The organism is Phenylobacterium sp., from assembly GCF_030645195.1.
Taxonomy (GTDB): domain Bacteria; phylum Pseudomonadota; class Alphaproteobacteria; order Caulobacterales; family Caulobacteraceae; genus Phenylobacterium.
In genome coordinates this window covers 31600-57202 of sequence record NZ_JAUSLW010000027.1, presented here as the reverse complement: position 1 = coordinate 57202, position 25603 = coordinate 31600, and the positions used below count along the sequence as shown (strand labels likewise).

Here is a 25603-nt window from a genome sequence, read left to right as displayed (position 1 = left end):
ATGAAGTTCACCTGGTTCAACCTGATGCCGTGGCCCTATCTGCCGGACGATTTCCGGGAGAAGAACCGGTCGGTCTGGGTCGATATCGACCAGAAGCTGTTCGACCCGGCCAAGAGCCATGAGGTCTACAACACCTATATGGACCTGCTGGAATACGCCGACACCCTGGGGTTCGACGGCGTCGGGGTGAACGAGCACCACCAGAACGGCTACGGCATCATGCCCAGCCCCAACATCATCGCCGCAGGCTTGGCGCGGCGCACCAAGGACGCGGCCATCGTGGTCCTGGGCAACTCCATCGCGCTGTACAATCCGCCGATCCGCGTGGCCGAGGAGTTCGCCATGCTGGACTGCATCTCCGGCGGGCGTCTGGTGGCGGGGTTCCCGGTGGGGACCTCCATGGACACCAACTACTGCTACGGCCAGATCCCGTCCCTGACGCGGGAGAAGTACCAGGAGGCCCATGACCTGATCATCAAGGCCTGGACCACGCGGGAGCCCTTCGCCTGGAACGGCCGCTACAACAAGCTGCGGCACGTCAATATCTGGCCGCGCCCGATTCAGGATGCGCCCCACCCGCCGGTCCATATCCCCGGCGGCGGCTCGGTGGAGACCTACGACTTCTGCATCGACAATACCTACTCGTATTCCTACCTCAGCTTCTCCGGCTACCTGCGGGCCCAGGCCCTGATGGACGGCTACTGGCGGCGGGTGGATGAGCGCGGGGTGGACAAGAGCCCCTACCGCGCCGGCTTCGCCCAGACCATCCTGGTGGCCGACACCGACGAGGAGGCCGAGCGACTCTATGCCGAGCACGTCAGCTATTTCTACAATCGCTGCCTGCACGTCTATCCGGGCTTCGCCGATGCGCCCGGCTACCGGACCATCAAGACCATCCAGACCGGGGCCCTGTCGCAATACGCCCCGCCGCGCGGCGGCTACACCCAGCTGACCTGGAAGGAACTGACCGAGCAGGGCCATGTCATCGCCGGCTCCCCGGAGACCGTCCGTCAGCGGATGGAAGAACTGATCAAGGGCCTGAACGTCGGCAACATCTTCTGCCTGATGCACGTGGGCAACATGCCCGCCGACAAGTGCATGTATTCCACCAAGCTGTTCGCCGAGAAGGTCATGCCCAAGCTGCGGAACATGTTCCCCGACTGGGGCGACGACAACCGCTTCTGGACCAGCCCGCTCGACAAGCGGCTCGCCGCCGGCCGCCTGCCGAAGGAGGCGCCCACCAGCGCCGAACTCGCCAAGACCTACGCGTGAAGGAGGCGATCATGGACCTCAAGACCGTTCAGACCCAGCACGTCCCCGTCCGCTACCTGGAGGGGGGCTCGGGCCCCGACCTCGTCTTCCTGCACGGCGCGGGCGGCGTCACGGCCGAGGACCCCTTCCTCAACGCCCTGGCTGAAAGGCACCACGTCTACGCCCCGCTGATCCCCGGCTATGGCGACAGCGACGAGTGCGCCGAGATCCGCGACATGCTGGATTTCACCCTCCACACCTGGGACGTGGTGGAGGCCCTGGGCCTGAAGAATCCGATCCTGGTGGGCCACTCCATGGGCGGCATGATCGCCGCCGAGATGGCCGCCATCGCGCCAAACGACGTCACCCGCCTGGGGCTGATCTGTCCGGCGGGGATGTGGAACGACGACCATCCCGTGGCCGACATGTTCTCGCTGATGCCCTACGAGATGCCGCAGTACCTGTTCCACGACGCCGCGGCGGGCGCGGCCATCCTGACCGCCGGCCGCAATGTCGAGGACCCCAACTTCCTGCAGACCTATCTGGTGACCAACGCCCGCCAGTTGGGCATGGCCGGCCGCATCCTGTTCCCGATCCCCGAGCGGGGTCTCTCGCAGCGGCTGTACCGGATCAAGGCCAGGACCGTGGTGGTCTGGGGCGACTCCGATCGCATGGTCCCGCCCTTCTACGCCCACGGATTCAAGAAGGGGATCAAGGGCGCGGAACTGGTCTCCATCCCCGAGGCCGGCCACATGGTCATCCTCGAGAAGACCGCCCAGGTGGTGGAGGCGATCGGTAGGTTAGGCTGACTGTGGCCCGGGCGGCCATCCCCCCCTGACGCCGCCCCCGAGTCGCGTCTAAGCTCCCCCTTCTCGAAAAGAGGGCATCGCGCCCCGGGGGAGGACGCTTGAGACACCTGTTGCTGCCGGCCGCGCTGCTGGCCCTGACCGCCTGCGCCAAGCCGGCCGGGCCGCCCGCCGACTATGCCAGCCTGGCGCCCGCCGACCCGCGTCTCGCCTCCCTCTACGAAGGCGCCTGCAAGACCTGCCACACCAACCCGGCCGCCGGCGCGCCCCTGACCCACGACGCCCGGGCCTGGCGGCCCCGGTGGCATCAGGGGGAGGCCGTGCTGCTGGACCACGTGGTCCAGGGCTACCGCGCCATGCCCGCCGGCGGCCAGTGCGCCGCCTGCACGCCCGACGACTTCAAGGCCCTGATCGCCTTCATCGCCGGCCACGAAGGAGACAGGTCATGATCAGCCGTCGCAACGCCCTGCTGGTCGGCGCCGCCGGCGTGGTCGTCGCCGGGACCGGGGGCGTCTTCCTGGCCACCCGCGAGAAGCCCGAGCCGGCTTCGCCCCCCAGCGTCAATCCGCAAGGGCGGATGCTGTGGCGCAACTGGTCGGGGATCGAGAGCGCCTATCCCGCCGTCCGCAGCGCGCCGAAAACCGAGGCGCAGGTCGCCCAGACCTTGAAGACCGCCGCGGCCCCCATCCGCCCCGTCGGCGCCGGTCACTCCTTCACCGGCCTGGTCCCCACCTCCGGCACGCTGATGACCCTCGACCAGGTGGCCGGGATCGACCGCTGGGAGGGAGACGAGGCCGTCGTCTGGACCGGCACCCGCCTGGGCGCCCTCGGCCCCGCCCTGGCCGCCAGGGGCCGGGCCATGCCCAACCTGCCCGACATCAACAAGCAGTCCCTGGGGGGCGCCATCGGCACCGGCACCCACGGCACGGGGACGGCCTTCAAGGCCATCCATGGCGACATCACCGCCCTGCGCCTGGCCACGGTGGGCGGCGAGATCCTCGACTGCGACGCGACCCACAACACCGATATCTTCAACGCCGCCCGGGTCTCTCTCGGCGGCCTCGGCGTCATCACCCAGGTGCGGTTGAAGACCGCCCCCAACCCGCGCCTGCACCGCCATGTCTGGCTGGAGCCCCTGGAACAGACCCTCGCCCAGGCCGAGACGCGCTGGGCCAAGCACCGCAACTACGAGTTCTACGCCGTCCCCTTCACCGACCTGGCGGCCAACATCACTCACGACGAGACCACCCTGCCGGCCACCCCGCCAGGCGCCTCCAGCGACGACGCCTTCCTCGAGGCGCTCAAACAGCTGCGCAACCTGCTTGGGTTCTCGACGCCCCTGCGCAAGGCCGCGGCCAAGGCCCTGCTGGGCTCCACCAAGCCGGAGGAGGCGGTGGGCGAAGGCTGGAAGCTGCTCTCCACCGAGCGTCCGGTGCGATTCAACGAGCTGGAGTTCCACCTGCCGCTACAGACCCCGCTGACGGCGCTGAAAGAGGTGGTGGCGGCCCTGGAGACCCACCGCAAGGACGTCTTCTTCCCCATCGAGGCCCGCCGCATCGCCGGCGACGACGCCTGGCTCTCGCCCTTCAACGGCGGCCCCAGAGGCTCGGTGGCTGTCCACTGTCACTACAAGGACGACTACAAATTCCTGTTCGAGCTGATTCAGCCGATCTTCCTGGCCCACGGCGGCCGCCCCCACTGGGGCAAGCTCCACAGCCTCAAGGCCCCGCAGCTTTCCAGGCTCTATCCGGACTGGGCCGCCTTCCAGGACGTCCGCCGCCGTCTGGACCCGCAGGGCAAGATGCTGAACTCGTATCTGAGGGAGTTGTTCGGGGCCTAACCCTCTACGTCATCCCGGCCGCAGCGAAGCGAAGAGCCGGGACCCAGGGGCCCAGCCCGCCGCCCCTGGCTCCCGGGTCTCCCCGCGGTCGCCCGGGATGACGGGATAAGGAACTACCCCCGCACCAACGCCCCATCTCCGCTCAGCATAAGCGCGTGGAACCGCTCCCCCATCAGCCGATAGCCCTCGGTGTTGGGGTGCAGGTCGTCGGGCAGCAGGGCGGCGTCGGCGGGGCCGAACAGTTCCAGGCCGTCGAGATAGCGGATGGCGGTGTCCCCCGTCGCGGCCCGAGCGGCGACGACATCGGCCAGCAGCTGACGCATCCGCTGCAGGCTGGGCCCGTCGCCGACGCTCTCGCGCGGCGGCGACCAGATCGGCGAGACGATCAGCAGCGGCGTGGTGGGGTGTTTCTCGCGGATGATCGAGATCATGGCGTGGGCTGAATCGAGGAAGGTCCGCTCCTTCAGCTGCCCTTCGCCATGCACATTGATCCCCAGCTTCAGGACGATGGCGTCGGCCCTCTGGTCGCGGAGGATCCGCGCCGCCTGACCGCTCAGCAGGCAGGACCCGGCCCAGCCCAGGTTCAGGTGATCCAGGTTCGCCAGCCGGCTGGCCACGGCGGGCCAGTTGGCCGTGGCGCCCTCGGCCTCCATGCCGTGGCTGATGGAGCTGCCGTGGAACAGGACGCGCCTGCGCCGCTCGGAGGCGGGCTCCAGGCCGGCGCGGTCGTCGATGGCCAGGCCGGTGATCGCCACCGTCGCGGCCTGGGGCAGCCACAGCTCCACGGTCTTGGTCCTGGCCGGCAGGCCGGTGAATTCGATGGTGAAGGCCGGGTCCCCGCTGAGCTTGCCGTCGGCCTCCATGACAGCGCCGCCCTCGCCCCAGCCTCGGCCGAAGAAGGCGCCGTCCACATAGAGGTCATAGGCGCCCCGCTTCTCCCCGTCATTGGCCTGGGCCAGCAGGTGCTGGGTGGCGGAGAGCCGCACCGTGGTGCTGTCGGTGGAGAACCGCAGCCGGCACCCCGTGGCGCAGGACCCCACCCAGCGGGTGAAGGCGTCATAGAAGGGCAGCTCCTTCACCGGCAACCGCATCGGCTGCAGCGACCCCTCGCGGCGGCGGATGTCGATCTGCCCATCCATCAGGGTCTCGATGGCGGTGAGGGGGACGGCTTGCATGCGGGACTCCGACGTTGAGCGGCCAGTCTAGGACATTCGCTGACCGTGACGAGACTCCTCCTCGCCCCCGCTTGCGGGGGAGAGGTTGGGTGAGGGGGCCTCCGCGCAGCGGAGGTCTTTCGGCGCCCGGAGCGACGACGGCCTTTCAGCAAGAGCCCTCACCCTACCCTCTCGCAGGCGGGAGAGGGGGAGCCTCCCGAACGCGCCCACGAAAAAGGGCCGCCCTCGCGGACGGCCCTTCGTCAGTCTGAAGCGATGAGGCTTAGAAGATCTCGAACAGCCCTGCGGCGCCCATGCCGCCGCCGACGCACATGGTCACCACGCCGTACTTGGCGCCGCGGCGCTTGCCCACGTGCAGGATGTGGCCGGTCGCCCGGGCGCCGGTCATGCCGTAGGGGTGGCCGATGGAGATGGCGCCGCCGGAGATGTTGTACTTGGCCGGGTCGATGCCCAGCTTGTCGCGGCAGTAGAGGCACTGCGAGGCGAAGGCCTCGTTGAGCTCCCACATGTCGATGTCGTCGATCTTCAGGCCGTTACGCTCCAGCAGCTTGGGGATGGCGAAGACCGGGCCGATACCCATTTCTTCCGGGCCGCAGCCGGCCACGGCCATGCCGCGATAGGCGCCCAGCGGGGTGAGTCCAAGCCGCTCAGCTTCCTTCCGCTCCATGAGCACCACGGCGGCGGCGCCGTCGGAGAGCTGTGACGCATTCCCGGCGGTGACGTACTTGCCTTCCTTGACATAGATGCCGCCCTTGAAGACGGGGGCCAGCTTCTGCAGGTCGGCCAGGGTGGTCGACGGACGGTTGCCCTCGTCCTGGGTGAGCGTGACTTCCTTTTCGGAGAACTCACCGGTCTCCTTGTTCTGCACCATCATGATCGAGGTCAGCGGCGCGATCTCGGCATTGAACACCCCGGCGGCCTGGGCCGCGGCGGTGCGCTGCTGCGACTGGAAGGCGTATTCGTCCTGGGCCTCGCGGCTGACGCCGTAGCGCTCGGCCACGATCTCGGCGGTCTCCAGCATCGAGGTGTGGATTTCCGGAACGTGCTCGTTCAGCCACTTATCGCTGGTGCGATAGCGGTTCATCTTGTCGTTCTGGACCAGGCTGATGCTCTCCAGCCCGCCGCCGACCGCGACATTGGCGCCATCGTTGATGATGTACTTGGCCGCCGTGGCGATGCCCATCAGGCCCGAGGAGCATTGGCGGTCCAGGGTCATGCCCGAGACGGTGTTGGGCAGGCCGGCGCGCAGGGCGGCCTGACGGGCGATGTTGTTGCCGGTGGTGCCCTGCTGCATCGCCGCCCCCATCACCACGTCGTCGATGGTGGCCGGATCGATGCCGGCGCGCTTGACGGCCTCGGCGATCACGTGGCCGCCCAGCTCGGCGCCGGAGGTGTTGTTGAACGCGCCGCGATAGGCCTTGCCGATCGGCGTGCGGGCGGTGGAGACGATGACGGCTTCACGCATGAAGAAGATGTCCTTGGTTGGGGAGGAGGGGCGACCGAAGACCGGGCCTCAAGTCCGCTCACCCCGGCGAAGGCCGGGGCCCAGATCCTAAAGCTCGGTCTTGGCGCGATTGTCCTGAATTCGGTTGGTGGAGCTGGGTCCCGGCCTTCGCCGGGATGAGCGGTGAATACCTAGAGGTCGGAGAACTTCTTGCCGTCGGCCACCAGCTTTTCCAGCAGCGGCGAGGGCTTGAACGTATCGCCCATGGTGGCCTGGAATTCCTTCATCTTGGCCAGCACCTTGGCCGGGCTGACCTGGTCGCCGTACCACATGGGGCCGCCGCGATAAACCGGCCAGCCGTAGCCGTTCTGCCAGACCACATCGATGTCCGACGAGCGGATGGCCTTGCCCTCCTCGAGGATCTTCACGCCCTCGTTGATCATCGGGAAGATGCAGCGCTCCAGGATCTCCTCGTCGCTGATCTTACGCGGATTGGCGCCCGACTTGACGATGAAGTCGTGGATCACCTTCTCGGTGAAGGGGCTGGGCTTGGCGTTGCGGTTCTCGTCGTAGTCGTAATAGCCGGCGCCGGTCTTCTGGCCGCGGCGGTCGGCTTCGCAGAGTACGTCGCGGATGCTCTCGCCGTTGGACTTCTCCTTCACCCAGCCGATGTCCAGGCCGGCCAGGTCGCTCATGGCGAAGGGGCCCATGGGGAAGCCGAAATCGTAGAGCACGCGGTCGATGTCCCAGGGCATCGCCCCTTCCATCACGAGCTTCTGGGCCTCGCGCTGGCGCTGGCCGAGGATGCGGTTGCCCACGAAGCCGGGGCAGACGCCCACCAGGACCGCGACCTTGCCGATCTGCTTGGCCAGCTTCATCGAGGTGGCGATGACGCTGTCGCTCGTATGGTCGGCGCGGACGATCTCCAGCAGCTTCATGACATTGGCCGGCGAGAAGAAGTGCAGGCCGATGACGCTCTCGGGGCGCTTGGTCACCGAGGCGATCTCGTCGATGTTCAGGCCCGAGGTGTTGGTGGCCAGGATCGCGCCGGGTTTGCAGATGGCGTCCAGCTTGGCGAAGATGTCCTTCTTGATGTCCATCCGCTCGAACACCGCCTCGATGACCAGGTCGACGTCCTTGAAGCTGTCCTCCATGGACAGCGAGCCGGTGATCAGCGCGCAGCGCTCCTCGACCTGGGCGGGCGTGATGCCGCCGCGCGAGGCGGTCCGCTCGTAGTTCTTGCGGATGATGCCAAGGCCCTTGTCCAGGGGCTCCTGCTTCTGCTCGACGATCACCACCGGGATGCCGGCGTTGGCGAAGTTCATGGCGATGCCGCCGCCCATGGTGCCGGCGCCGATGACGCCCACCTTCTTGATGGGGATCAGCGGGACATCGTCGGCGATGCCGGGAATCTTCTGGGCCTGGCGCTCGGCGAAGAAGGAATAGCGCTGGGCGGCCGACTGGCTGCCGCTCATCAGTTCGCCAAACAGCTTGCGCTCGACGGCCAGCCCCTCCTCGAAGGGCAGGTTCACGGCGGCCTCGATGGTCTGGATGTTGTATTCCGGGGCCAGGAAGCCGCGGAACTTGCGCGCATTGGCCTTGCGGAAGTCGGCGAAGATCTCGGGCTTGCCGCGGGCGGCTTCGACCTTGGCGTTCTGGTCGCGGATACGGGTCAGCGGCCGGCCCTCGGCCACCACCTTGCGGGCGAAGGCCAGGGCGCCCTCGCGAAGCTTGCCTTCCTCCACCAGTTCGTCGGCCAGGCCGCCGGCAAGGGCCTCCTTGGCCGGCACATGGCGGCCGGTGGTCATCATTTCCAGGGCGCGCTCGGGACCCACCACGCGGGGCAGGCGCTGGGTGCCGCCGGCGCCCGGCAGCAGGCCGAGATTCACTTCGGGAAGACCAAACTTCGCGGACGGGACCGCGACGCGGAAGTGGGCGCAGAGGGCCACTTCCAGGCCGCCGCCCAGCACCGTGCCGTGGATGGCGGCGATCACCGGCTTGGGCGAGTTCTCCATCATGTCCTGCACGTCGGTCAGGCTGGGGCCGGCCATGGCGCCGCCGAACTCGGTGATGTCGGCTCCGGCGATGAAGGTGCGGCCCTCGCAGATCAGCACGATGGCCTTGGCGGCGGGATCGGCGCCGGCGGCCTTGAAGCCTTCGAACAGGCCCTCGCGGACCTTCGCCGACAGGGCGTTCACCGGCGGCGAATTCAGGGTGATGACGGCGATGTCGCCATCGAGCGTGAGGTCGGTCACGGAGTTGACGGCGGTCATGGGCGCATCCTCGGCTTGTCGTTTCAGGGCCGCTTCTAGGCAGGGCGGCTGGAGAGATTCAAACGGGTGTTACAGGCCACGCCGACCCGGTGCGAGTCAAATGTGCGTAGGGTTTTCGTGACGGAAACACGGGTCTATGACCCAGCTTCAACGCTGAAAAAGGGAAGCGCCTGATGGCTCTGGATCTGTTCTCTCTGAAGGGCCGCGTGGCCCTGGTCACCGGCGGCTCGCGCGGCATCGGCAAGATGATCGCGGCCGGCTTCATCGAGCAGGGCGCCAAGGTCTATATCTCCTCGCGCAAGCCCGGCGCCTGCGACGAGACCGCCGCCGAGCTGGGTCCCAACTGCATCTCCCTGCCGCAGGACGTCTCGACGGTGGAGGGCTGCCAGGCTCTGGCCAAGCGCTTCGGCGAGCATGAGGCCAAGCTCGACATCCTGGTGAACAACGCCGGCGCCGCCTGGGGGGCGCCCTTCGACGAGTTCCCTGAGAGCGGCTGGGACAAGGTGATGAACCTGAACCTGAAGTCGCCCTTCTTCCTGACCCAGGCCCTGCACGGCGCCCTGAAGGCCGCCGCCAGCCACGAGCAGCCGGCCAAGGTGATCAACATCTGCTCGATCGACGGCATCCGCCTCAATCCGCAGGAGACCTATTCCTACCATGCCAGCAAGTCGGGCCTGATCTACCTGACCCGCCGGATGGCCGCGACCCTGATCGAGGACAGCATCAACGTCACCGGCATCGCGCCGGGCGCCTTCGCCTCGGAGATGAACCGGGTGGCCCGCGACCAGGGCGACGAGATCGCCAAGCGCATCCCCTCGCGCCGCATCGGCCGCGACGAGGACATGGCCGCGGCCGCCATCTACCTGGCCAGCCGCGCCGGTGACTACGTCGTCGGTGAAACCATCGCCGTCGATGGTGGCGTCGCGCTGGCCTCCCTCGGAGGCCTCTGAAGTCGATGATTTTATATATATATCAAATAGATAGTTGAAGGCCTCACCCCGGCGGTCGCCTGACCTGCCGGGGTGATGTCGACGAAGGTGGGGTTTGGTCTCTCACGGCCGACCGACATGTGCAGGGAACGGCCCTGCCCGCGCCGCTTTTGCGCTAGAGTCTTGCCTTCCCGCGGCAACAACGGCGCCCCTTGACCGACCCAGCGATCATCCCCCGGCGAACCTGGCGCACCGTCCTGATCCTGGCCGTCGTCGCCCTGGTCCTGGTCATGGCGCTGGCCTATGCCGGCCGCCGGATCATCGCCCGGGAGGCGCTGACCGGCTGGCTGCGCTCCCAGGGGGTGGAGTCCGAAGTGCTCTTCTCCACCTTCGGCCCCGGCGGCTTCACCGGGACCCTGCGCATCGGCCCCGCCGCCAACCCCGACCTCACCGCCCAGGTGGCCGAGGTCCGCTACGGCCTCACCGGCTGGTGGGTCGGCAAGCCCTTCGGGGTCACGGTCACCTCGATCCGCCTGGCGAGCCCGGTGATCCACGGCCGCTGGAGGGCCGGCCGCCTCACCCTGGGCGAGCTCGACCCCCTGATCGAGGCGCTTCGCAAACGCCCCCCGCGCCCCGACATCCGCCAGCCGGCCATAGCGATCGAGAACGCCCGCCTGCGCCTGGACACCGACTATGGCGCCCTCCTGGCCCGCGCCAGCGCCCGGCTGGACAACGGCCGTCTGCTGCGCCTGGACGCCATCTTCGCCCCCGCCGAGCTCAAGGGCGCCGACCGCGCGGTCCGCCTGGGCCCCGGCGAGCTGCACCTGGTGACCGTCGGCGACCAGCTGGTCTCGGCCCTGGAGGTCAGCGTCCGCGACCTGACCCTGGGCCAGATCGCGGCCCAGGACGCCATCCTGCGGCTCACCGCCCGCACCGCCTATCCCGACCTCAAGGCCAGGCGCGGCGACGGTGGCCTGACCCAGACCCTGAAGCTCGAGGCCCGCCGCCTGGCCTATGGCGCGACGGCCCTGCGGGACGCCAGCCTGCAGGCCAGCTTCACCGGCCAGTCCGCCGGCTGGATCGACACCCTCTCGGTGACCGGCGATGGCGCCGCGGTCCTGGGGGCGGCCCGCGCCGATCTGGCCGGGGCCCAGATCCGGACCTTGCGCGTCGCCGCCGATGTGAAGGGCCTCAACTGGACCCGGCGGGGCGGGGACCGGGTCGCCGCGGGCCTGACCACGCGGATCGGCGCCGAGGCCCTGACCCGCGACAAGCTCGCCCTGACGCGGCTTAGCGGCGACCTGCGCGGCTCGGCTGTCCTGGCCGCCAAGGGGGGCGACCTGGCCCTGGCCGGATCGGTCTCCACCCACGGCGACTGGTCGGGCCTGGGCGCCGCCAGCGCCAGTGACGCCCCGGAGATCGCCGCCCTGAAGCGCGCCGCCCGTAGCTTCGGCGCCGCCACCAAGGGCCTGTCCCTCACCGCCCGCGACGGCGGCCTGACCCTCGCCCTGACCGCCCCCCTGACCGTACGCCCCGCCGCCGGCGGCGGCCTGGCTGTCGTCCAGGCCCTGGGCCGGGCGCCCCTCTACGCCAAGGGCGCCGGCGCCCTGAAGCTGGCGGTCAGTGGCGGTGGCCTGCCGGAGCTGGACCTCGCCGTCGACCGCTACCACCTGACGCCTGGCGGCCTCACCGCCCAGACCCGTCTGAGCGCCGTCACCGGCGTCGGCCCGGTCCGCGACGGCCACGTCGCCGCCCAGGGCGAGCTGCGCCTGGCGGGCGGGGCTCTGGCCTTCACCGCCAGCCGCTGCGCCCCGGTCTCCGGTCGGCTTGAGCTCGGGACCAACGACGTGGAGGCGATCGCCGGCGAGCTCTGCCCGACGGCCGCCCCGCTCTTCACCCTGGCCCACGGCGACTGGCGTATCCGGGCCGGCGCCAAGGGCCTGTCGGCCAAAGTCCCCTTCCTGCAGGCCGCGCTGAGCGAGGGCGCCGGCGGCCTCGACCTGGGAACCACCAACGGGCGTCTGACCGGAACCCTCGACCTCGCCGCCGGCCAGGTGGCCGACACCAGCCCCGACCGCCGCTTCCATCCGGTCCGCGCCACCGCCAGCGCCCGGGTGGCCGGCGAGGTCTGGCGCGCCCAGATCGCCGCCGCCGATCCTGCCGGCCACGCCCTGGGCCAAGGCGACCTGACCCACGACGGCGCCACCGGAATGGGCGCGCTCACCTTCGACACTGGGCCGCTGGCCTTCGCCGAGGGCGGCCTGCAGCCCGCGGCCCTGTCCCCCCGCGCCGCCCTGGTGGGCTCGCCGGCCACGGGCCAGGCCCGCTTCCATGGCGAGGTCGCCTGGACCAAGTCCGGCTCGACGAGCGGCGGGGTGCTGGACATCCCCGGCCTGGATTTCCGCAGTCCGGCCGGCCAGGTCACCGGCCTGGCGGGTCAGGTCGCTTTCACCAGCCTCTCGCCCCTCACCGCCGCCCCCGGCCAGCGCCTGACCGCCCGGAAGATCGACGCCCTGGCCGGCCTGACGGAGGCGGAGGCGACCTTCGGCATCGCCGGCGAGGCGGTGAACGTCGCGGCCCTCGACATGGCGCTGGGCGGCGGCCAGGTGCGGCTGGAGCCCTTCAGCCTGCCCTTCGTCGGCGGCAAGAGTTGGAAGGGGATCATCGCCTTCACCGACGTCCAGCTCTCGGACCTGGTGGAGGCCTCCCCCTTCGCCGCCCGCATGGACCTCACCGCCAAGGCCAGCGGGACCATCCCCTTCCTGGTCACTCCCGATGGCGTGCGGGTCTCCGGCGGGACCCTGCACGCAGTCGGTCCCGGTCGCCTGTCGATCCGCCGCGACGCGCTGAGCGCGGTGGTCGCCGACGGCGCGGTGGCCGCGGGTCCTCTGGGGGACAAGACGCCGCCGCCCACCACCGACACCTTCACCGACTTCGCCTACCAGGCCATGGAGAACCTGGCCTTCCAGAGCCTGGACGCCCAGATCAACAGCCTGCCCAAGGGCCGCCTGGGGGTGCTGTTCCACATCAAGGGGGAGAACGCCCCCCCGACCCACCAGGAGATCTGGCTGACCCCGCAGGAGGTGCTGACCCGCAGCTTCCTGAAGAAGAAACTGCCCCTGCCCTCGGGCACCAAGGTCGACCTGACCCTGGACAGTTCGCTGAACCTGGATCAACTGCTGGGGGACTTCGCCGAATATCAGAAGCTGCGCGGTTCAGACCCCGTTCAGCCGCCGCCTGCGACAACCAGACCATGAGGCCGCTGAGATGACATCGCCCCGTTCCTTCGCCGCGCTCGCGGCGCTCGGCGTCGCCCTCAGCTCTTGGGGATGCGCCACCGTGCATGTCGATGTGAAGCCGATCACGATCTACGCCAAGCTCGACGCCGATGTCCGCCTGCGGCTGGACGACGACGTCAAGGCGCTGATCAAGCAGAATCCGGACCTGTTCTAGGGGCCATGACCATGACCTTCCAAAAGATGCTGATCCCCCTCGCCGCCATCGTCGGGACGATCATTGCGGGCCCGGCGCTGGCCGCCAGCGCCAAGGCCACCGTCGACGCCGCCAAGTCCGCGGGCGTCGTCGGAGAGCAGAACGACGGCTATCTGGGCCTCGTCCAGGGCGAGGGCGGCGATCCCACGGTCGAGGCCGCCGTGGCCGAGATCAACGCCGGCCGCGCCCAGCTCTACCGGCAGGCCGCCGCCCGGAACGGGGTGACCCCGGAAGCCGCCGGCGCCGCGACCTATGCCAGCGTCGTCCAGCTCAAGCTGCGCCCCGGCGACTACTACCAGACCCCCGAAGGCGCCTGGGTCCAGAAGTAGCTTCCCCGCCGACCATTGGCCCCTTCGCGACGTTCCGATAGAGAGGGATGTTCGCGACGCGCCGGAACCGGCCGCGCGGGGCTGGAGGGGAGATGGCTGACCGCAACGTCGCCCGGTCGACGGACCGCTTTGAGAAGAAGCGCGACGCCATCCTCGACGCCTCCACCGTGATCCTCAACACCCAGGGCGTGAAGGGCCTTACCCTGGGCGTGGCCGCCGCCGCCGTGGGCCTCTCCACCACCAGCGTCACCTACTATTTCAAGCGCAAGGACGACCTGGCCGCCGCCTGCCTGATGCGCGGCGTCGAGTGGCTGACCCAGGCCGCCGAGACCGCCCTGCGGGAGCCCACCCCGACCCTGCGCCTGCGCCGCCTGCTGGACCTCCATCTGGAGCGCCTGCGGCTGACCGCCACCGGCGAGCTGCCGCCCCTGCCGGTGCTGTCGGACATCCGGGCCCTGAACAATCCGCGCCGCACCGAGGTGTTCGACGCCTTCATGAAGCTGTTCCGCAAGGTGCGGAACCTGTTCGAGGCGCCGGAACTGGCCTGGCTCGGCCGCGGCCGCCGCACGGCCCGCACCCACATGCTGATGGAGCAGCTGTTCTGGGCCGCGGCCTGGCTGCCGAAATACGATCCCGAGGACTATGGCCGCATCGGCGACCGGATGTTCGACATCCTCACCGGCGGCCTGGCCATGCCCGGCGCGCAATGGGCCCCGGCGCCCGCGCCCCTGGCCGAGCTGGCGGCGCCCGACTCAGGCGAGCTCTCCCGCGAGACCTTCCTGCTGGCCGCCACCCGCCTGATCAACAGCCGCGGCTACAAGGGCGCCTCGGTGGACAAGATCTCCGCCGAGCTCAACGTCACCAAGGGCTCCTTCTACCATCACCACGAGGCCAAGGATGATCTGGTGGTGGCCTGTTTCGACCGCACCTTCGAGGTGATGCGCCGGGTCCAGCGCCTGGCCATGAGCCTGCCGGGGGACCAGTGGGCCAAGCTCTCCAGCGCCGCCGCCGCCCTCGCCGAATATCAGCTTTCCGAATACGGCCCCCTGCTGCGCACCTCGGCGCTGTCGGCCCTGCCCGAGGCCATGCGCGAGGAGCAGGTGGCCCACTCCAACCGGGTCTCCGACCGGTTCGCCTCGATGATCTCCGACGGCATCGCCGAGGGCTCGATCCGCCCGGTGGATCCCTTCATCGCCGCCCAGATGCTCAACGCCACCCTGAACGCCGGCGCGGAACTGGGCTTCTGGGTCCCCGGCGTCACCCAGAAGGCCGCGCCCTCGGTCTTCGCCCGGCCGATGCTGATGGGAATCTTTGCGCGGTAAGCGTGACAGTCGGAAGTGGACGCCGGTTCCGGCGCCCGTCACGCGCCAAGCAAGAAGGCCTCAGCCCAGTTTGCCGGTCTCGCTGGCGGGCTCGCCCTCGTTGACCAGGTCGGCGGCCGCGGCCAGCTGGCGCAGGGATTCTGCGTGGCTTTCCCGGGTGATGCGGTAGCCGTTCATGAAGGTCACGCACAGGCCGTAGAGCACCACCAGGACCGGGACGTAGATCATCCCGAGCCGGGCGATGATCTCCGGGTCCACCTCACCGGGCTTGGCGCCCTGCGGGAAGGCGGCGGCCTTGAGCAGCATGGCCGAGGTGAAGATGCCGATGCCGGTCACCGCCTTGGCCACGAAGGCCGAGGCCGCGAAGAACAAACCCTCCGACCGGCGGCCGGTGCGCAGTTCACTGTCCTCCACCACGTCGGCGATCATCGAGGAGGTCAGGATGTTGGCGGTGATTGTGGCGCCGGTGGAGACCACGTTCTGGGCGAACAGCAGCGGGAAGAGCAGCGGGCTGCCGTTCTCGGGGAACAGCCCCAGCAGCCGCAGGACGATCGGCGTGCAGCCCACGGCGAGCCCGATCAGCAGCAGGGTCATGGCCGAGCGCTTCTTGCCGAACTTCCGGGAGAAGGCCGGCGCCGCGGCGAAGGCGAACAGGGCCGAGGTCAGGCTGGCGAAGGTGAACAGCGCGATCTGGGCCGAGCTGAACTCCCAGAAGAAGGTCGTGAAATAGAGGCTGATGGACAGGGTCAGGCCGCCGGCCATGGCGGCGAACAGGTTGGCCGTCAGGATGCGCAGGAAGGAACGGTGGGACAGGGTGCCGAACATCTCCCGGGCCAGCATGGGCAGGGAGAGCTTGCGGTGCGGCGCCTCCCGCAGGAACGGGATCTGGCTGTGGGTGCCGCCGGCGGAGACCAGGATGGCCAGCAGCATGAGCAGGGCCGCGGCGATCCCGTAGTGGGCGTAGCCCTCGACATTGAGCTGACCCACCTTGTGGCCGGCGTCGGGGCGCAGGAAGATCTTCAGGGCGGCGAAGTACATCACCAGGCCGCCGATCCAACCGAACAGGAAGCGGTAGCTGAGCAGCTTGGTGCGCTCGTCGTAGCCGGTGGTCAGCTCTGCGGCCAGCGCCGAGGAGGGGATCTCGTAGCAGGTGATGAAGCTGCGGATCAGGATGGCCGTGCCGATCAGATAGAAGAACAGCCCCTGGTGATCCAGCGACTTGGGCGGGTTCCAGAGCAGCAGGTAGGAGACCGCCACGGGGATCGCCGCGGCGTACATGAAGGGATGCCGGCGGCCCCACCTGGAGCGCAGATTGTCCGACAGCTGGCCGACGATGGGGTCGAGGAAGGCGTCGACGAACAGGGCGATCATGATCGCTAGGCCCACCGTCTGGGCGGGCAGGCCCATGACCTGATTGTAGAAGATCAGCAGGAAGTAGGAGAAGCCGTTGTCCTTCACCCCGAAGGCCACCGAGCCGAAGCCGTAGAACAGCTTGGTGGGCAGGCTCAACCGGCGTCCGGTTTGAGCGTCTGGTACGGCCTGCGTCATTGGTCCTCCGGGACTTCTGTTCTGTTCTGCAAACCTAGCCCGGTTTTTGAAAGCCGTCTCTAGATGCTGGAAGCGCCGTCGACGACGGGTCGCGCCTCCTCGATCCGCGCCCGCTCGGCCACCGCCGCGGCCGCCGCCAGGGTGGCGACATTGGAGGCGTGACGGCTCTCGTCGATCTTGTAGGGCAGCAGGACGGCGATGGAGAGCAGGCTCATGCCGGTGTTGATGGGCAGGAAGATCAAGGCCAGGCGGCGCATGATCTCCGGGTCCACGGTTCCGGCCGCCGCATGGGTGGGGAAGGCCACCACGGTCAGCAGCACCCCGGAGAGGAAGACCCCGATGCCGCCCGTGAACTTGGGCAACAGGCCGTTGGCCGCCAGCAGCAGGCCCTCGGAGCGGACCCCGGTCTTGACCGCGGCGTCCTCCACCACGTCGGCGATCATCGAGGAGATGATGATGAAGCCGGAGATGGCCAGGGTGGTGGCGATGAAATAGTCCACCAGCAGCAGGGTGAGCACCATGCCGCTGTCGGCGGGCGCCAGGTTCAGCAGTTTCAGCGACAGGGGCACGGCCGAGGTGAAGACCGAGCAGACGAAGAGCGTCAGCATCGCCCGCTTCTTGCCCCAGATCCGCGCCGCGGGACCGGCCACGGCGACGCCGGAGACGGAGGCCAGCACCCCGGCCATGGAGATGAAGGAGATCGAGGCGGCGCTGACCCCCCAGAGCTCGATGTAGAAGTACTGGCTGAGTGCGCCGCTCAGACCGCCGGCGACGCCGGAGCAGAGGCCCGAGATCATCACCACCACCAGGGAGCGGTTGCCGATGGTGCCGATCACCTCCTTGACCACCTGGCTCAGGGGGACCTGGCGCACGGGCGGCTGGTACAGGCCCTTGATGTGGCGGTGGGTGCCGAGCGCCGAGACGATGATGGAGGCGGCCATCACCCCGCCGGCCAGGATGCCGAAATTGGCGTAGCCGGTGCGGTTGAGGATCCCGCCCGCCGCCGGCGACAGGAAGACCTGGTAGAGCACCACGTTCATCCCCAGGCCGCCGACCACCCCGAAGAAGAAGCGGTAGCTGAAGAGGGTGGTGCGCTGGTGGTAGTCGCTGGTGAGTTCCGGGGCGAGCGCCGCCGAGGGGATCTCGTAGAGGCTGACGCACAGGCGCAGCAGCACCAGCATGCCGATGACGAACACCCCGGTGGTGGCGGGCGGCCAGGTGGCCGGTGAGTTCCAGAAGGCGATGCAGGCCGCAGCGATCAGGGGCGCGGAGGCGTACATCAGCGGATGGCGCCGGCCCCACCTGGTCCGCAGCTTGTCCGACCACTGGCCGATGGCCGGGTCGATCACCGCGTCGAGCATCAGGGTCAGCATGATCGCCGTCCCCACCCACATGGCCGGCAGGCCGATGACCCGGTTCAGATAGGGCTGCAGCAGGGACGAGGAGAGGCCAAGCGTGGCCACCCCCACGGCGATGGAGCCCACCCCGTAGGAGAGCTTGGTGGACATGCCGAGCCTCGGCGTTTCTCGAAGGGTCGGTATGTCGTCGGACAAGGTGGTGCTCTTGGGCTTGAGGGGCGGAGACTAGGTCGTGCGAATCGGCGGCAGGTTAGGGTGGGAACGGCGTGCGTCGATCATGCCCGTCACCCGCGCGGGGCGATGGGGGCCGCGCCGCCGGCCACGCCGGGCAGGCCGCCGATCTGGTCGTCGGCGCCCGACAGCTCGGCCAGGGCCGCGGCGTCCTTCAGCTTGGTGAGGTTGGACTCGTGGGTCGCCTTGTCGATCTTGAAGGCGAACAGGCAGAGGATGGCCGAGCCGTACAGCGCCGTGGCGAGCGGCAGGTAGATCAGGGCCAGCTCCCGCAGGATGTCGGGATCGACCTGGCCGCGCTTGGCGTTGGCGGGGAAGTTGACGAAGGCCAGCAGGCTGCCGGAGACGAAGATCCCCATGCCCGAAACGATCTTCTTGAACAGGTTGTCGGCGGAGAACAGCAGGCCCTCGGACCGTCGCCCGGTCTTGACCTCGGCGTCCTCCACCACGTCGGCGATCATCGAGGAGAGCAACACCCCGGTGGCCACCGCCATGGCCCCGTTGAAGAAGGTCTCCACGAAGATGATGTAGAACATCGCGTCCGAGCCCGGGGGCGGGGCGATCCCCATCAGGGTGATGGTCAGCGGGGTGATGCCGGTGGCCAGCGCGCCGGTGAACAGGGTGATCGCCGCTCGTTTCTTGCCGAACAGGGCGCCCGCCCGGGGCGCCAGCATCACCCCAGCGACGCTGGCGGCCACGCCGACGATGGTCAGGAGCGAGAGCTGGCCCTGGGTGAGCTGGAAGAAGTAGAGGGCGAAATAGAGCTCCAGCCCGTTCTTCAGTCCCATGGCCACGGCGATGAACATGCCGGCCACCGCGGCCACCACGAAGGAGCGGTTGTTCAGGGTCGCGGCCACTTCGCGCGCCATCAACCGGAAGCCGATCTTCCGCACGGTCGGCTGGCGCAGATAGGGGATCTGCTTGAAGGTGCCGGTGGTGGAGACGATGATCACCGTGAAGATCAGCAGTGCGGCGAACACCGAATAGCCGAAATAACCCGCCCGCTCGGTGATGCCGCCGGAGCCGTCCGGCCCCTCCTTCATGAACACCTGGTAGACCATCAGGGTCATGCCCAGGCCGCCGATCACGGTGAACAGGCCGCGGATGGCGATCAGGCTGGTGCGCTCGTTGTAGTCGTGGGCGAGCTCCGGCGCGAGGGCGGAGGAGGGCAGTTCGAAGAAGGTGTCGAACAGCCGGATCACCAGCAGGCAGGCCAGCATGTAGCCGAACAGCTCGCCCTGGCTCCAGCCGCTGGGCGGGTTCCAGATCAAGAAGAAGGCCAGGCTGACCGGCAGGGCCGCGGCGTACATGAACGGGTGTCGCCGGCCCCAGGGGGAGCGGAAGTTGTCGGAGATCTGCCCCACCAGCGGGTCGCAGAAGGCGTCGAAGATCAAGGCGATGAAGATGGCCGTGGAGACCATCTGCGGCGGCAGCCCCACCACCTGATTGTAGAAGATCAGCAGGAAGGTCGAGAGACCCCGCGCCTTCACCGCATTGGCCACGGCCCCCAGGCCGTAGAGCACCTTGGTGGTCAGCCCGACCGGGGGACGCGCGCCCGTAGCGAGAGTGGCGCTCATCGAAGGCCCCGGAGAGCGCCGCGGGAGACGGGAAGGGGAGAGGCCGGAAACGCCGTCGAGAGTCCGCGCGTCATCGGCGCAGGGGGGCCGCGATCCACCGTCTTCCTCCCGCCGCGTCGTAGGTGCGCGGCCTGTTTATGGTCTCTTTGGAATGAACCGTGCGGGAGGTCCGCCATGGCGTCAACGGCTTTGATCTTACAGTTCTGACACAATGCAAGCCCTTGCCAGCCAAGGGTTTGACGCAGGCGTTCGCAGCGTTCGCGACCTGTTCCCTCGGCCGCCTTTCGATCGTCGGGGATGGCGGGCGCGCCACGAAGGGCGCGCCCGGTCCGCCCTACCAGCGGTACTGCAGCTCCACCCCATAGGTCCGCGGCGGGACCAGGACATAGGTGCGGTTCAGGTTGTAGGCCCCGCCGGCGTTGAAGCCAGTCTGGCGGGTCGCCGTCAGGGTGTCGAAGTCCTGCTCGTCGGTCAGGTTCTTGCCGTAGAGGATCACCGTGTAGCGGTCCGCCGCGTCTTTCCAGGCCAGGCGCGCGTCGATCTGGCTGCGGGCCGGCGCCTGGTAATAGGGCCGGTCGAAGATCGAGGAATAGACCTTGTCGCGCCAGACATAGCTCACCGATCCCGTGATGGAGCCGGGCTCGAACTCCCAGGTGTAGTTGGCGTTGAAGCTGATCTTATTGCGCGGCGCCACCGGCAGGTGATTGCCCGAAAGGTCCTGGCCCCGGGAGGTCGGCGCACCGGTGATCGGATCGACCGCGCCGAGCGCGCTCACCGGCTTTGCGCCGGGCGCCACGGCGGCCGGATCGGCCCCGTCGGTGATGCAGCAGGACTCCCGGATGGTGGCGTCGAGATAGGAGTAGTTGAACAGGAGCTGCAGGTTGGCGATCGGCTGCCAGATGCTCTCCAGCTCGAAGCCGAGACTGCGGGCCTTGGGGATGTTGTAGAAGATCGAGGTCGACGGTCCCACCGGCGGCTGGGTGCTCACGGGCACCTGGGCGTCCTGGTAGTCGTAGTAGAAGGCCGAGACATTGGTCTGCAGCGCGCCGCTCCAGTCCTTCTTCAGCCCCAGCTCGTAGGCGTTCACGTGCTCGGAGTCGGTCTCCGGGAAGGCGGTGATGGTGCCCGAGTTGAAGCCGCCGGCCTTATAGCCGCGGCTGTACTTGGCGTAGGCCAGCGTATTGGTGTCCGGCTGCCATTCCAGGCCCAGCGTTCCGGTCCAGGCGCTCCAGGTGTCGTGGAGCCCGCGGCGGCGGACGCCGGTGGCGGCGTCGGTGACGGCGGGGCCGACGACACCCTTCTGCGGGTCGGTGACGCCGGCGGGCCGGGCCCCTGAGAAGGTCGAGGTGGTGATGTCCAGCACGGGGGTGAAGGACCCGAGGACGCGCGGATCCACCGCCGCCGAGCAGCCGAAGCAGAAGAGGCGGCCGGACTCCACGCCCTTCTTCTTGTCGGCGGTGTAGCGCAGGCCGGCGGTGAGCTTCAGGGTCTCGGTGAACCGCCAGTCGATCTGGCCGAAGGCGGCCTGGGACCAGGCTTCCATCGCCTGGTCGGTATAGTAGATGATCCGCCTGGGATTGGCCGCGGCGGCCGACGGCGTGGCCAGCTCGGCCTGGTCGGGCAGGGTGATCTCGAAGGGCTGCTTGTACTTCTCGTTGTAGAGATAGGCCCCGACGATCCACTGCAGCGGCCCATCATTTGTGGAGGCCAGGTTCAGCTCGTGGCTGAACCACTCCTTGTTCTCCTGATAGAGGCTGACCACGTTGGGCCGCGCCACCAGGGGCCGGCAGATTCCAAGCGCCACATAGGTGGGGTTGCAGGCGCTGGGCGAGGTCAGGCCGGGGTTCAGCGGGATCGTGTAGGACTTGATCGCGGTCCCGTCGAAGTCGCTCTGCAGGGCGTACCTGTAGTGCTGGAAGCCCCCCACATACTTCAGGTCCATCCCATCGAGATGGTAGGTGACGTTGGCGGCGATCTGGTCGTTGTAGTCGGTCAGCCGGTTGAAGGTCTCGCCGTTGGTGGAGAAGGCCGTCAGGTCGCCGGTGGTGACGAAGGCGCCGTTCCGGGCCGGGCCCAGGGTCACCAGGTTCTGGCCGAAGGCGAAGCCATAGCCGGCGCCGGGCGACAGGCTGCCGGGCGTGATCAGGGCGGTGTCCAGCGGTGTCAGGCCGCCGCCGGTGCGTCCGCCCGGCGCCGAACGGTTGTCGTACTTGCTCCTGGCCACCTTCAGCCAGAAATCGGCATGGTCCCCCAGCTCGCCCTCGAACTGAGCCTCGAAGTATTTTTCGTCGCGGATGTCCCCCTCGTCGGGGCCGCCGGAGATGTTGTGGAACCAGCCCTCGTCCTGTTTGGTCATCGAGGCGCCGAGGCGGACGCGCAGGCCGTCCGTGATCGGACCCGACACCGTGCCCTCCAGGACGCGCCGATTGTAGTTCCCGTAGCTGCCGCGGATCTCGCCGGAGAAGGCGTCGGTGGGGCGCTTGGAGATGGCGTTGATCGCCCCGCCGATGGAGTTGCGGCCATAGAGCGTGCCCTGGGGCCCGCGCAGCACCTCCACCCGGCCGATGAACAGGGGCGAGCGGCCGACCTCGACGGTCGATGAGGTGTAGACCCCGTCCACATAGGTGGCGACGCCGGGCTCGGAGGCGAGGTTGTTGGTCAGTCGGCCGATGCCGCGCAGGCTGATCCGGTCGTTGCCGGCCGAATAGGCCAGGCCCGGCGTGAAGTTGGTGATGTCCTGGACCGTGCTGATCCCGATCAGGTCACGCTTCTCCGAGGTGAAGGCCGAGACCGCCACCGGTACATCCTGCAGGCTCTGCTCGCGCTTCTCGGCGGTGACCACCAGCTCCTCGATGGTGGTGGCGCCGCTCTGGGCCTGGGCGACGCCCGTGAGCGCGACGGAGACCAGGGCGGTGGCCGCCAGCAATTGGAATCTACGATACATCCTAGGAATCCTCCCCCTATGGCTCTTCGGCCTGACGCGGCTTCCACGTCATCTTCGAATTTGCGGTACGCATTCCGCGCCGTCAATCTCTGACATTCCCTTCAGTTCTGGCTGGGGAATGAGTCTCCACGCTCGGAAGGCGTGAAATATTTCGAACTTAGGGTGCGCAGAGTCGGTCGCCGGATAACCCGTTACGCCTTATAAATACTAGGATTGAGTATTGTCCTGATGAGTCCGGGGCGCCCCTTGGCCATGGCCGCCAGCGCAAGCCTGACCTATCCAAAATATATCGTTGATGGGGCAGGTCGCCCGGTGAGGCGAGGGCTCGGAGACGGCCCGCCATTCTTCGAAGAACGGGTTTGCGCCGAGGGTGGGCGAGGCCCATTCTCCGCCGCAGGGATCGCCTGATACGGCTCGTGGGGAAGCGCATATGGACCGCCTGAACAAAAAAATCGCCGTCATCACCGGCGGCTGCTCCGGCATCGGCCTGGGGACGGTGGAGCTCTTCGTGGCGGAGGGCGCCAAGGTTCTGGTGGGCGACATAGACGACGCGGCGGGCGCGGCGCTGGAGGCCCGCTTCGACGGCCAGGTCCGCTATCGCCACTGCGACGTGATGCAGGAGAGCCAGATCGAGGGGCTCATGGCGGCTTGCGCCGAAACCTTCGGGGGGCTGGATATCTTGTTCAACAACGCCGGCGCCGGCGGCTCTCCCGCCCGGCTGGAGGACATGACCGGCGAGGCGTGGGATCTCAGCCAAAACCTGCTGCTGCGCTCGGTGGCGCTGGGCATGCGCTACGCCCTGCCGCACATGAAGGCCCGCGGTGGCGGCGCGATCGTCAATACCGCCTCCATCGCCGGGACCCAGGCCGGCGCCGGGCCCATCGCCTATTCCGTGGCCAAGGCCGGCGTCATCCACCTGACCAAGGTCGCCGCCGCCGAGCTGGCCCGCGACGGGGTTCGGGTGAACGCCATCTGCCCGGGCCTGATCCTCACCAACATCTTCACCCCCAGTTCGGTGATGCCTGCGGGTCTGGCCACCATGGTCAAGCAGGGCATGGCCCAGACCGCCCCAGACGCCCAGCCCATCGCCAAGCCCGGCCTGCCGGAGGACATCGCCAACGCCGCCCTGTTCTTCGCCAGCGACGACAGCGCCTTCGTCACCGGCGTCAGCCTGCTGGTGGACGGCGGCATGCATGTGGGCCCCCGCACCGCCTGGGATCCCGCCCTGCGCGCCGAACGCCTCGCCCAGATGGAGGCCCGCCGCGCGGCGTTCGAGGCCGGCCAGGCCGAGGCCGCCCAGCCGGGGTGAGCCTTCGCAGGTGCGGCGAAAATGGCGTTCACACCTCGGGCCGGAGCCTCGCCGCCGGACCCTCGGCGCGCGCCAGATCCGTCGGAAGCCCCACACACACGGGCCTCCAACGCACCTCAAGCGTCGAAAACGCGCGAAATGCGGGCAGAGGCGCCGGTCATCCTGCTTTGCTGCTGTGCAATATGACCCTGATCGCGGGCGATCCCCCCAGATAGCGCTGTTTTCCGATTGCCGACGCGATCAGCCGGCCCCCTCCTGAGGGCGACACGCGGGACAACGAGGTTCCGCGAGGGCCCGAGAGGGCCGCCGACGGCGACCGTCGGATGCATGGACAACGACGTCCGGAGAGGCCGCTCAGCGGCTTCGCCGGGCGTCTTTTTTTTGGCCTTGGGGGATTGAGGCATGACGAGAACCAAGACGAGGCTCGCCCTGGGAACGGGCGTTGCGGCCCTGCTCTGGGCGGGACTGGCCCAGGCGCAGACCGCCGAACCACCGCTGGAGTCGGAACCGGCGGCCGAGGTGGCCGAACCGCCGGCCCCGCCGGCGCCCGAGCCGACGCTCAGCGACCAGATCGCCGCCGGCAAGCTGCTGCTGGAGGTGCGGGCCCGCTACGAGACCGTCGACCAGACCCGCACCGCTACCCTGCGCGACGAGGGCCGGGCCTTCACCGTCCGCACGCGGCTCGGCTGGGAGACCGCCGACTTCAAGGGCTTCAAGGGCCTGATCGAGTTCGAGGATGTCCGCCAGATCGGGCCCGAGCACTTCGCGGTCAACGTGCCCGGGGCGGCGACCCCGCCCCTGAACGGCGCCGACAAGGCCCGCTATCCCATCATCAACGACCCCGACGTCACCGAGCTGAACCGAGCCCAGCTCACCTGGACCCCCAGCGCCGCCCTGCAGGTGACCGCCGGACGCCAGCGCATCCTGCTGGATGACCAGCGCTTCGTGGGCAATGTCGGCTGGCGCCAGGATGAGCAGACGTTCGACGGCGTGCGCGCCGACGTCGCGCTCGGCCGGGTCAAGGCGACCTACGCCTATGTCACCGATATCAACCGCATCCTCGGCGAGCTGAAGGACTGGGACAGCGACAGCCACCTGCTGAACGTCACCTGGTCCCCGGGCGAGGCCCTGCGCCTGCAGGGCTTCGTCTACGCCCTGGATTTCGGCAATTCGGCGATCAATTCCTCGATCACCAAGGGGGCCAAGGTCTCCGGCAAGACCTGGGTCGGGCTCTACCAGCTGGCCTACAACGCCACCTACGCGGTGCAGAGCGACTATCGGGGCAATACGCCGGCCTTCGACCTGGCCTATGTCGGCGCCGACCTGGCAGGGACCTTCGACATCTACAGCCTCAAGCTCGGCTACGAGTCCCTGGAGGGGGACGGGGCCCGCGGCTTCACCACCCCGCTCGCCACCGTCCACGCCTTCCAGGGCTGGTCGGACGCCTTCGTCTCGGCCGGCGGCAACAAGAGCTTCGCCGACGGGATCGAGGACAAGAACCTCAGCTTCAACGTCAAGCCGCGGTTCAAGAAGACCTACCTGTTCAACAGCGACATCCTGGTCCGCTACCACGACTTCGACGACCAGAGGACGGGGGCCGACCTTGGTCACGAGTGGGATGTCCAGGTCACCGCCGCCATCACGCCCAAGCTGTCGATCCAGCTGAAATACGCCGACTTCCAGCGCGAGGCGGCCGTCCCGATCGGCACGCTGGCGCCCCCGCCCTCGCGCGCCAAGGCGTGGCTCACCCTCGAATACAAGCTCTAGGGGACTTG

Annotated in this window: 18 protein-coding genes; 11 read left to right on the top strand and 7 right to left on the bottom strand. The window is 68.6% G+C overall.

Annotated features, from left to right (window positions below):
- The 4 genes from Q7T09_RS02480 to Q7T09_RS02465 all read left to right on the top strand — a co-directional run.
- Nucleotides 1–1272 (top strand): LLM class flavin-dependent oxidoreductase (locus Q7T09_RS02480; RefSeq protein WP_304697386.1); only part of this gene is annotated, 1272 nt, incomplete at its 5' end.
- An 11-nt stretch (nt 1273–1283) separates the two neighbouring features.
- On the top strand, nt 1284–2060 hold the full coding sequence (locus Q7T09_RS02475) for an alpha/beta fold hydrolase (protein WP_304697385.1): 777 nt from the start codon (nt 1284–1286) through the stop codon (nt 2058–2060).
- 98 nt (nt 2061–2158) lie between these two features.
- Nucleotides 2159–2506 carry a cytochrome c5 family protein gene (locus tag Q7T09_RS02470; RefSeq protein ID WP_304697384.1) on the top strand — a complete coding sequence of 116 codons (348 nt, stop codon included), beginning with the start codon at nt 2159–2161 and terminating at the stop codon, nt 2504–2506.
- Nucleotides 2503–3897 carry a D-arabinono-1,4-lactone oxidase gene (locus Q7T09_RS02465; RefSeq protein WP_304697383.1) on the top strand — a complete coding sequence of 465 codons (1395 nt, stop codon included), beginning with the start codon at nt 2503–2505 and terminating at the stop codon, nt 3895–3897. Before Q7T09_RS02470 ends, Q7T09_RS02465 begins: the two co-directional genes overlap by 4 nt.
- A 113-nt stretch (nt 3898–4010) precedes the next feature.
- Here the strand turns inward: Q7T09_RS02465 and Q7T09_RS02460 are convergent, their stop codons facing one another.
- From Q7T09_RS02460 to Q7T09_RS02450, 3 genes are all read right to left on the bottom strand, one after another.
- Complete coding sequence (locus Q7T09_RS02460) at nt 4011–5072, bottom strand: GDSL-type esterase/lipase family protein (protein WP_304697382.1); 1062 nt, start codon at nt 5070–5072, stop codon at nt 4011–4013.
- 262 nt (nt 5073–5334) lie between these two features.
- Nucleotides 5335–6537 carry an acetyl-CoA C-acyltransferase gene (locus Q7T09_RS02455; protein WP_304697381.1) on the bottom strand — a complete coding sequence of 401 codons (1203 nt, stop codon included), beginning with the start codon at nt 6535–6537 and terminating at the stop codon, nt 5335–5337.
- A gap of 170 nt (nt 6538–6707) precedes the next feature.
- The gene (locus tag Q7T09_RS02450; RefSeq protein ID WP_304697380.1) at nt 6708–8789 is read right to left on the bottom strand and encodes a 3-hydroxyacyl-CoA dehydrogenase NAD-binding domain-containing protein; all 2082 of its coding nucleotides are present in this window, start codon (nt 8787–8789) and stop codon (nt 6708–6710) included.
- Nucleotides 8790–8962: 173 nt separating this feature from the next.
- On the opposite strand from Q7T09_RS02450, the gene Q7T09_RS02445 reads away from it, so the two are divergent.
- The 5 genes from Q7T09_RS02445 (at nt 8963) to Q7T09_RS02425 (ending at nt 14861) form a co-directional block, all read left to right on the top strand.
- Nucleotides 8963–9739 (top strand): SDR family oxidoreductase, encoded by a 777-nt coding sequence (locus Q7T09_RS02445; protein ID WP_304697379.1) that lies wholly within the window; start codon nt 8963–8965, stop codon nt 9737–9739.
- Between the two features lie 191 nt (nt 9740–9930).
- Entirely contained in the window at nt 9931–12975 is a 3045-nt protein-coding gene (locus tag Q7T09_RS02440; protein ID WP_304697378.1) for a YdbH domain-containing protein, read from the top strand.
- A gap of 10 nt (nt 12976–12985) precedes the next feature.
- Nucleotides 12986–13171: a YnbE family lipoprotein gene (locus Q7T09_RS02435; RefSeq protein WP_304697377.1), complete on the top strand. Its 186-nt coding sequence runs from the start codon at nt 12986–12988 to the stop codon at nt 13169–13171.
- 11 nt (nt 13172–13182) lie between these two features.
- The gene (locus tag Q7T09_RS02430) at nt 13183–13539 is read left to right on the top strand and encodes a YdbL family protein (RefSeq protein WP_304697376.1); all 357 of its coding nucleotides are present in this window, start codon (nt 13183–13185) and stop codon (nt 13537–13539) included.
- Between the two features lie 92 nt (nt 13540–13631).
- Complete coding sequence (locus tag Q7T09_RS02425; RefSeq protein WP_304697375.1) at nt 13632–14861, top strand: TetR/AcrR family transcriptional regulator; 1230 nt, start codon at nt 13632–13634, stop codon at nt 14859–14861.
- 60 nt (nt 14862–14921) lie between these two features.
- On the opposite strand, the gene Q7T09_RS02420 is transcribed toward Q7T09_RS02425, so the two are convergent.
- The 4 genes from Q7T09_RS02420 to Q7T09_RS02405 all read right to left on the bottom strand — a co-directional run bounded on the left by Q7T09_RS02420 (nt 14922) and on the right by Q7T09_RS02405 (nt 22519).
- Nucleotides 14922–16370: an MFS transporter gene (locus Q7T09_RS02420; protein WP_304697374.1), complete on the bottom strand. Its 1449-nt coding sequence runs from the start codon at nt 16368–16370 to the stop codon at nt 14922–14924.
- Nucleotides 16371–16468: 98 nt separating this feature from the next.
- Nucleotides 16469–17917: an MFS transporter gene (locus Q7T09_RS02415; RefSeq protein WP_304697373.1), complete on the bottom strand. Its 1449-nt coding sequence runs from the start codon at nt 17915–17917 to the stop codon at nt 16469–16471.
- Between the two features lie 134 nt (nt 17918–18051).
- Nucleotides 18052–19575: an MFS transporter gene (locus tag Q7T09_RS02410; protein WP_304697372.1), complete on the bottom strand. Its 1524-nt coding sequence runs from the start codon at nt 19573–19575 to the stop codon at nt 18052–18054.
- 334 nt (nt 19576–19909) lie between these two features.
- Nucleotides 19910–22519, bottom strand: coding sequence for a TonB-dependent receptor (locus Q7T09_RS02405; protein WP_304697371.1), 2610 nt, complete (start codon nt 22517–22519; stop codon nt 19910–19912).
- 430 nt (nt 22520–22949) lie between these two features.
- Between Q7T09_RS02405 and Q7T09_RS02400 the strand changes: the two genes are divergently transcribed.
- Nucleotides 22950–23828, top strand: coding sequence for an SDR family NAD(P)-dependent oxidoreductase (locus Q7T09_RS02400; protein ID WP_304697370.1), 879 nt, complete (start codon nt 22950–22952; stop codon nt 23826–23828).
- 402 nt (nt 23829–24230) lie between these two features.
- Complete coding sequence (locus tag Q7T09_RS02395) at nt 24231–25595, top strand: alginate export family protein (protein WP_370689188.1); 1365 nt, start codon at nt 24231–24233, stop codon at nt 25593–25595.
- The last annotated feature ends 8 nt before the right edge of the window (nt 25596–25603 follow it).

What these genes read in the sequence shown, in the direction of transcription:
- Q7T09_RS02445 (WP_304697379.1), top strand. Translation starts at nt 8,963, where the DNA reads ATGGCTCTGGATCTGTTCTCTCTGAAGGGCCGCGTGGCCCTGGTCACC.
- Q7T09_RS02395 (WP_370689188.1), top strand. Translation starts at nt 24,231, where the DNA reads ATGACGAGAACCAAGACGAGGCTCGCCCTGGGAACGGGCGTTGCGGCC.
- Q7T09_RS02425 (WP_304697375.1), top strand. Translation starts at nt 13,632, where the DNA reads ATGGCTGACCGCAACGTCGCCCGGTCGACGGACCGCTTTGAGAAGAAG.
- Q7T09_RS02410 (WP_304697372.1), bottom strand. Translation starts at nt 19,575, where the DNA reads ATGAGCGCCACTCTCGCTACGGGCGCGCGTCCCCCGGTCGGGCTGACC.
- Q7T09_RS02435 (WP_304697377.1), top strand. Translation starts at nt 12,986, where the DNA reads ATGACATCGCCCCGTTCCTTCGCCGCGCTCGCGGCGCTCGGCGTCGCC.
- Q7T09_RS02430 (WP_304697376.1), top strand. Translation starts at nt 13,183, where the DNA reads ATGACCTTCCAAAAGATGCTGATCCCCCTCGCCGCCATCGTCGGGACG.
- Q7T09_RS02415 (WP_304697373.1), bottom strand. Translation starts at nt 17,917, where the DNA reads ATGTCCACCAAGCTCTCCTACGGGGTGGGCTCCATCGCCGTGGGGGTG.
- Q7T09_RS02450 (WP_304697380.1), bottom strand. Translation starts at nt 8,789, where the DNA reads ATGACCGCCGTCAACTCCGTGACCGACCTCACGCTCGATGGCGACATC.
- Q7T09_RS02465 (WP_304697383.1), top strand. Translation starts at nt 2,503, where the DNA reads ATGATCAGCCGTCGCAACGCCCTGCTGGTCGGCGCCGCCGGCGTGGTC.
- Q7T09_RS02455 (WP_304697381.1), bottom strand. Translation starts at nt 6,537, where the DNA reads ATGCGTGAAGCCGTCATCGTCTCCACCGCCCGCACGCCGATCGGCAAG.
- Q7T09_RS02400 (WP_304697370.1), top strand. Translation starts at nt 22,950, where the DNA reads ATGGACCGCCTGAACAAAAAAATCGCCGTCATCACCGGCGGCTGCTCC.
- Q7T09_RS02460 (WP_304697382.1), bottom strand. Translation starts at nt 5,072, where the DNA reads ATGCAAGCCGTCCCCCTCACCGCCATCGAGACCCTGATGGATGGGCAG.
- Q7T09_RS02475 (WP_304697385.1), top strand. Translation starts at nt 1,284, where the DNA reads ATGGACCTCAAGACCGTTCAGACCCAGCACGTCCCCGTCCGCTACCTG.
- Q7T09_RS02405 (WP_304697371.1), bottom strand. Translation starts at nt 22,519, where the DNA reads ATGTATCGTAGATTCCAATTGCTGGCGGCCACCGCCCTGGTCTCCGTC.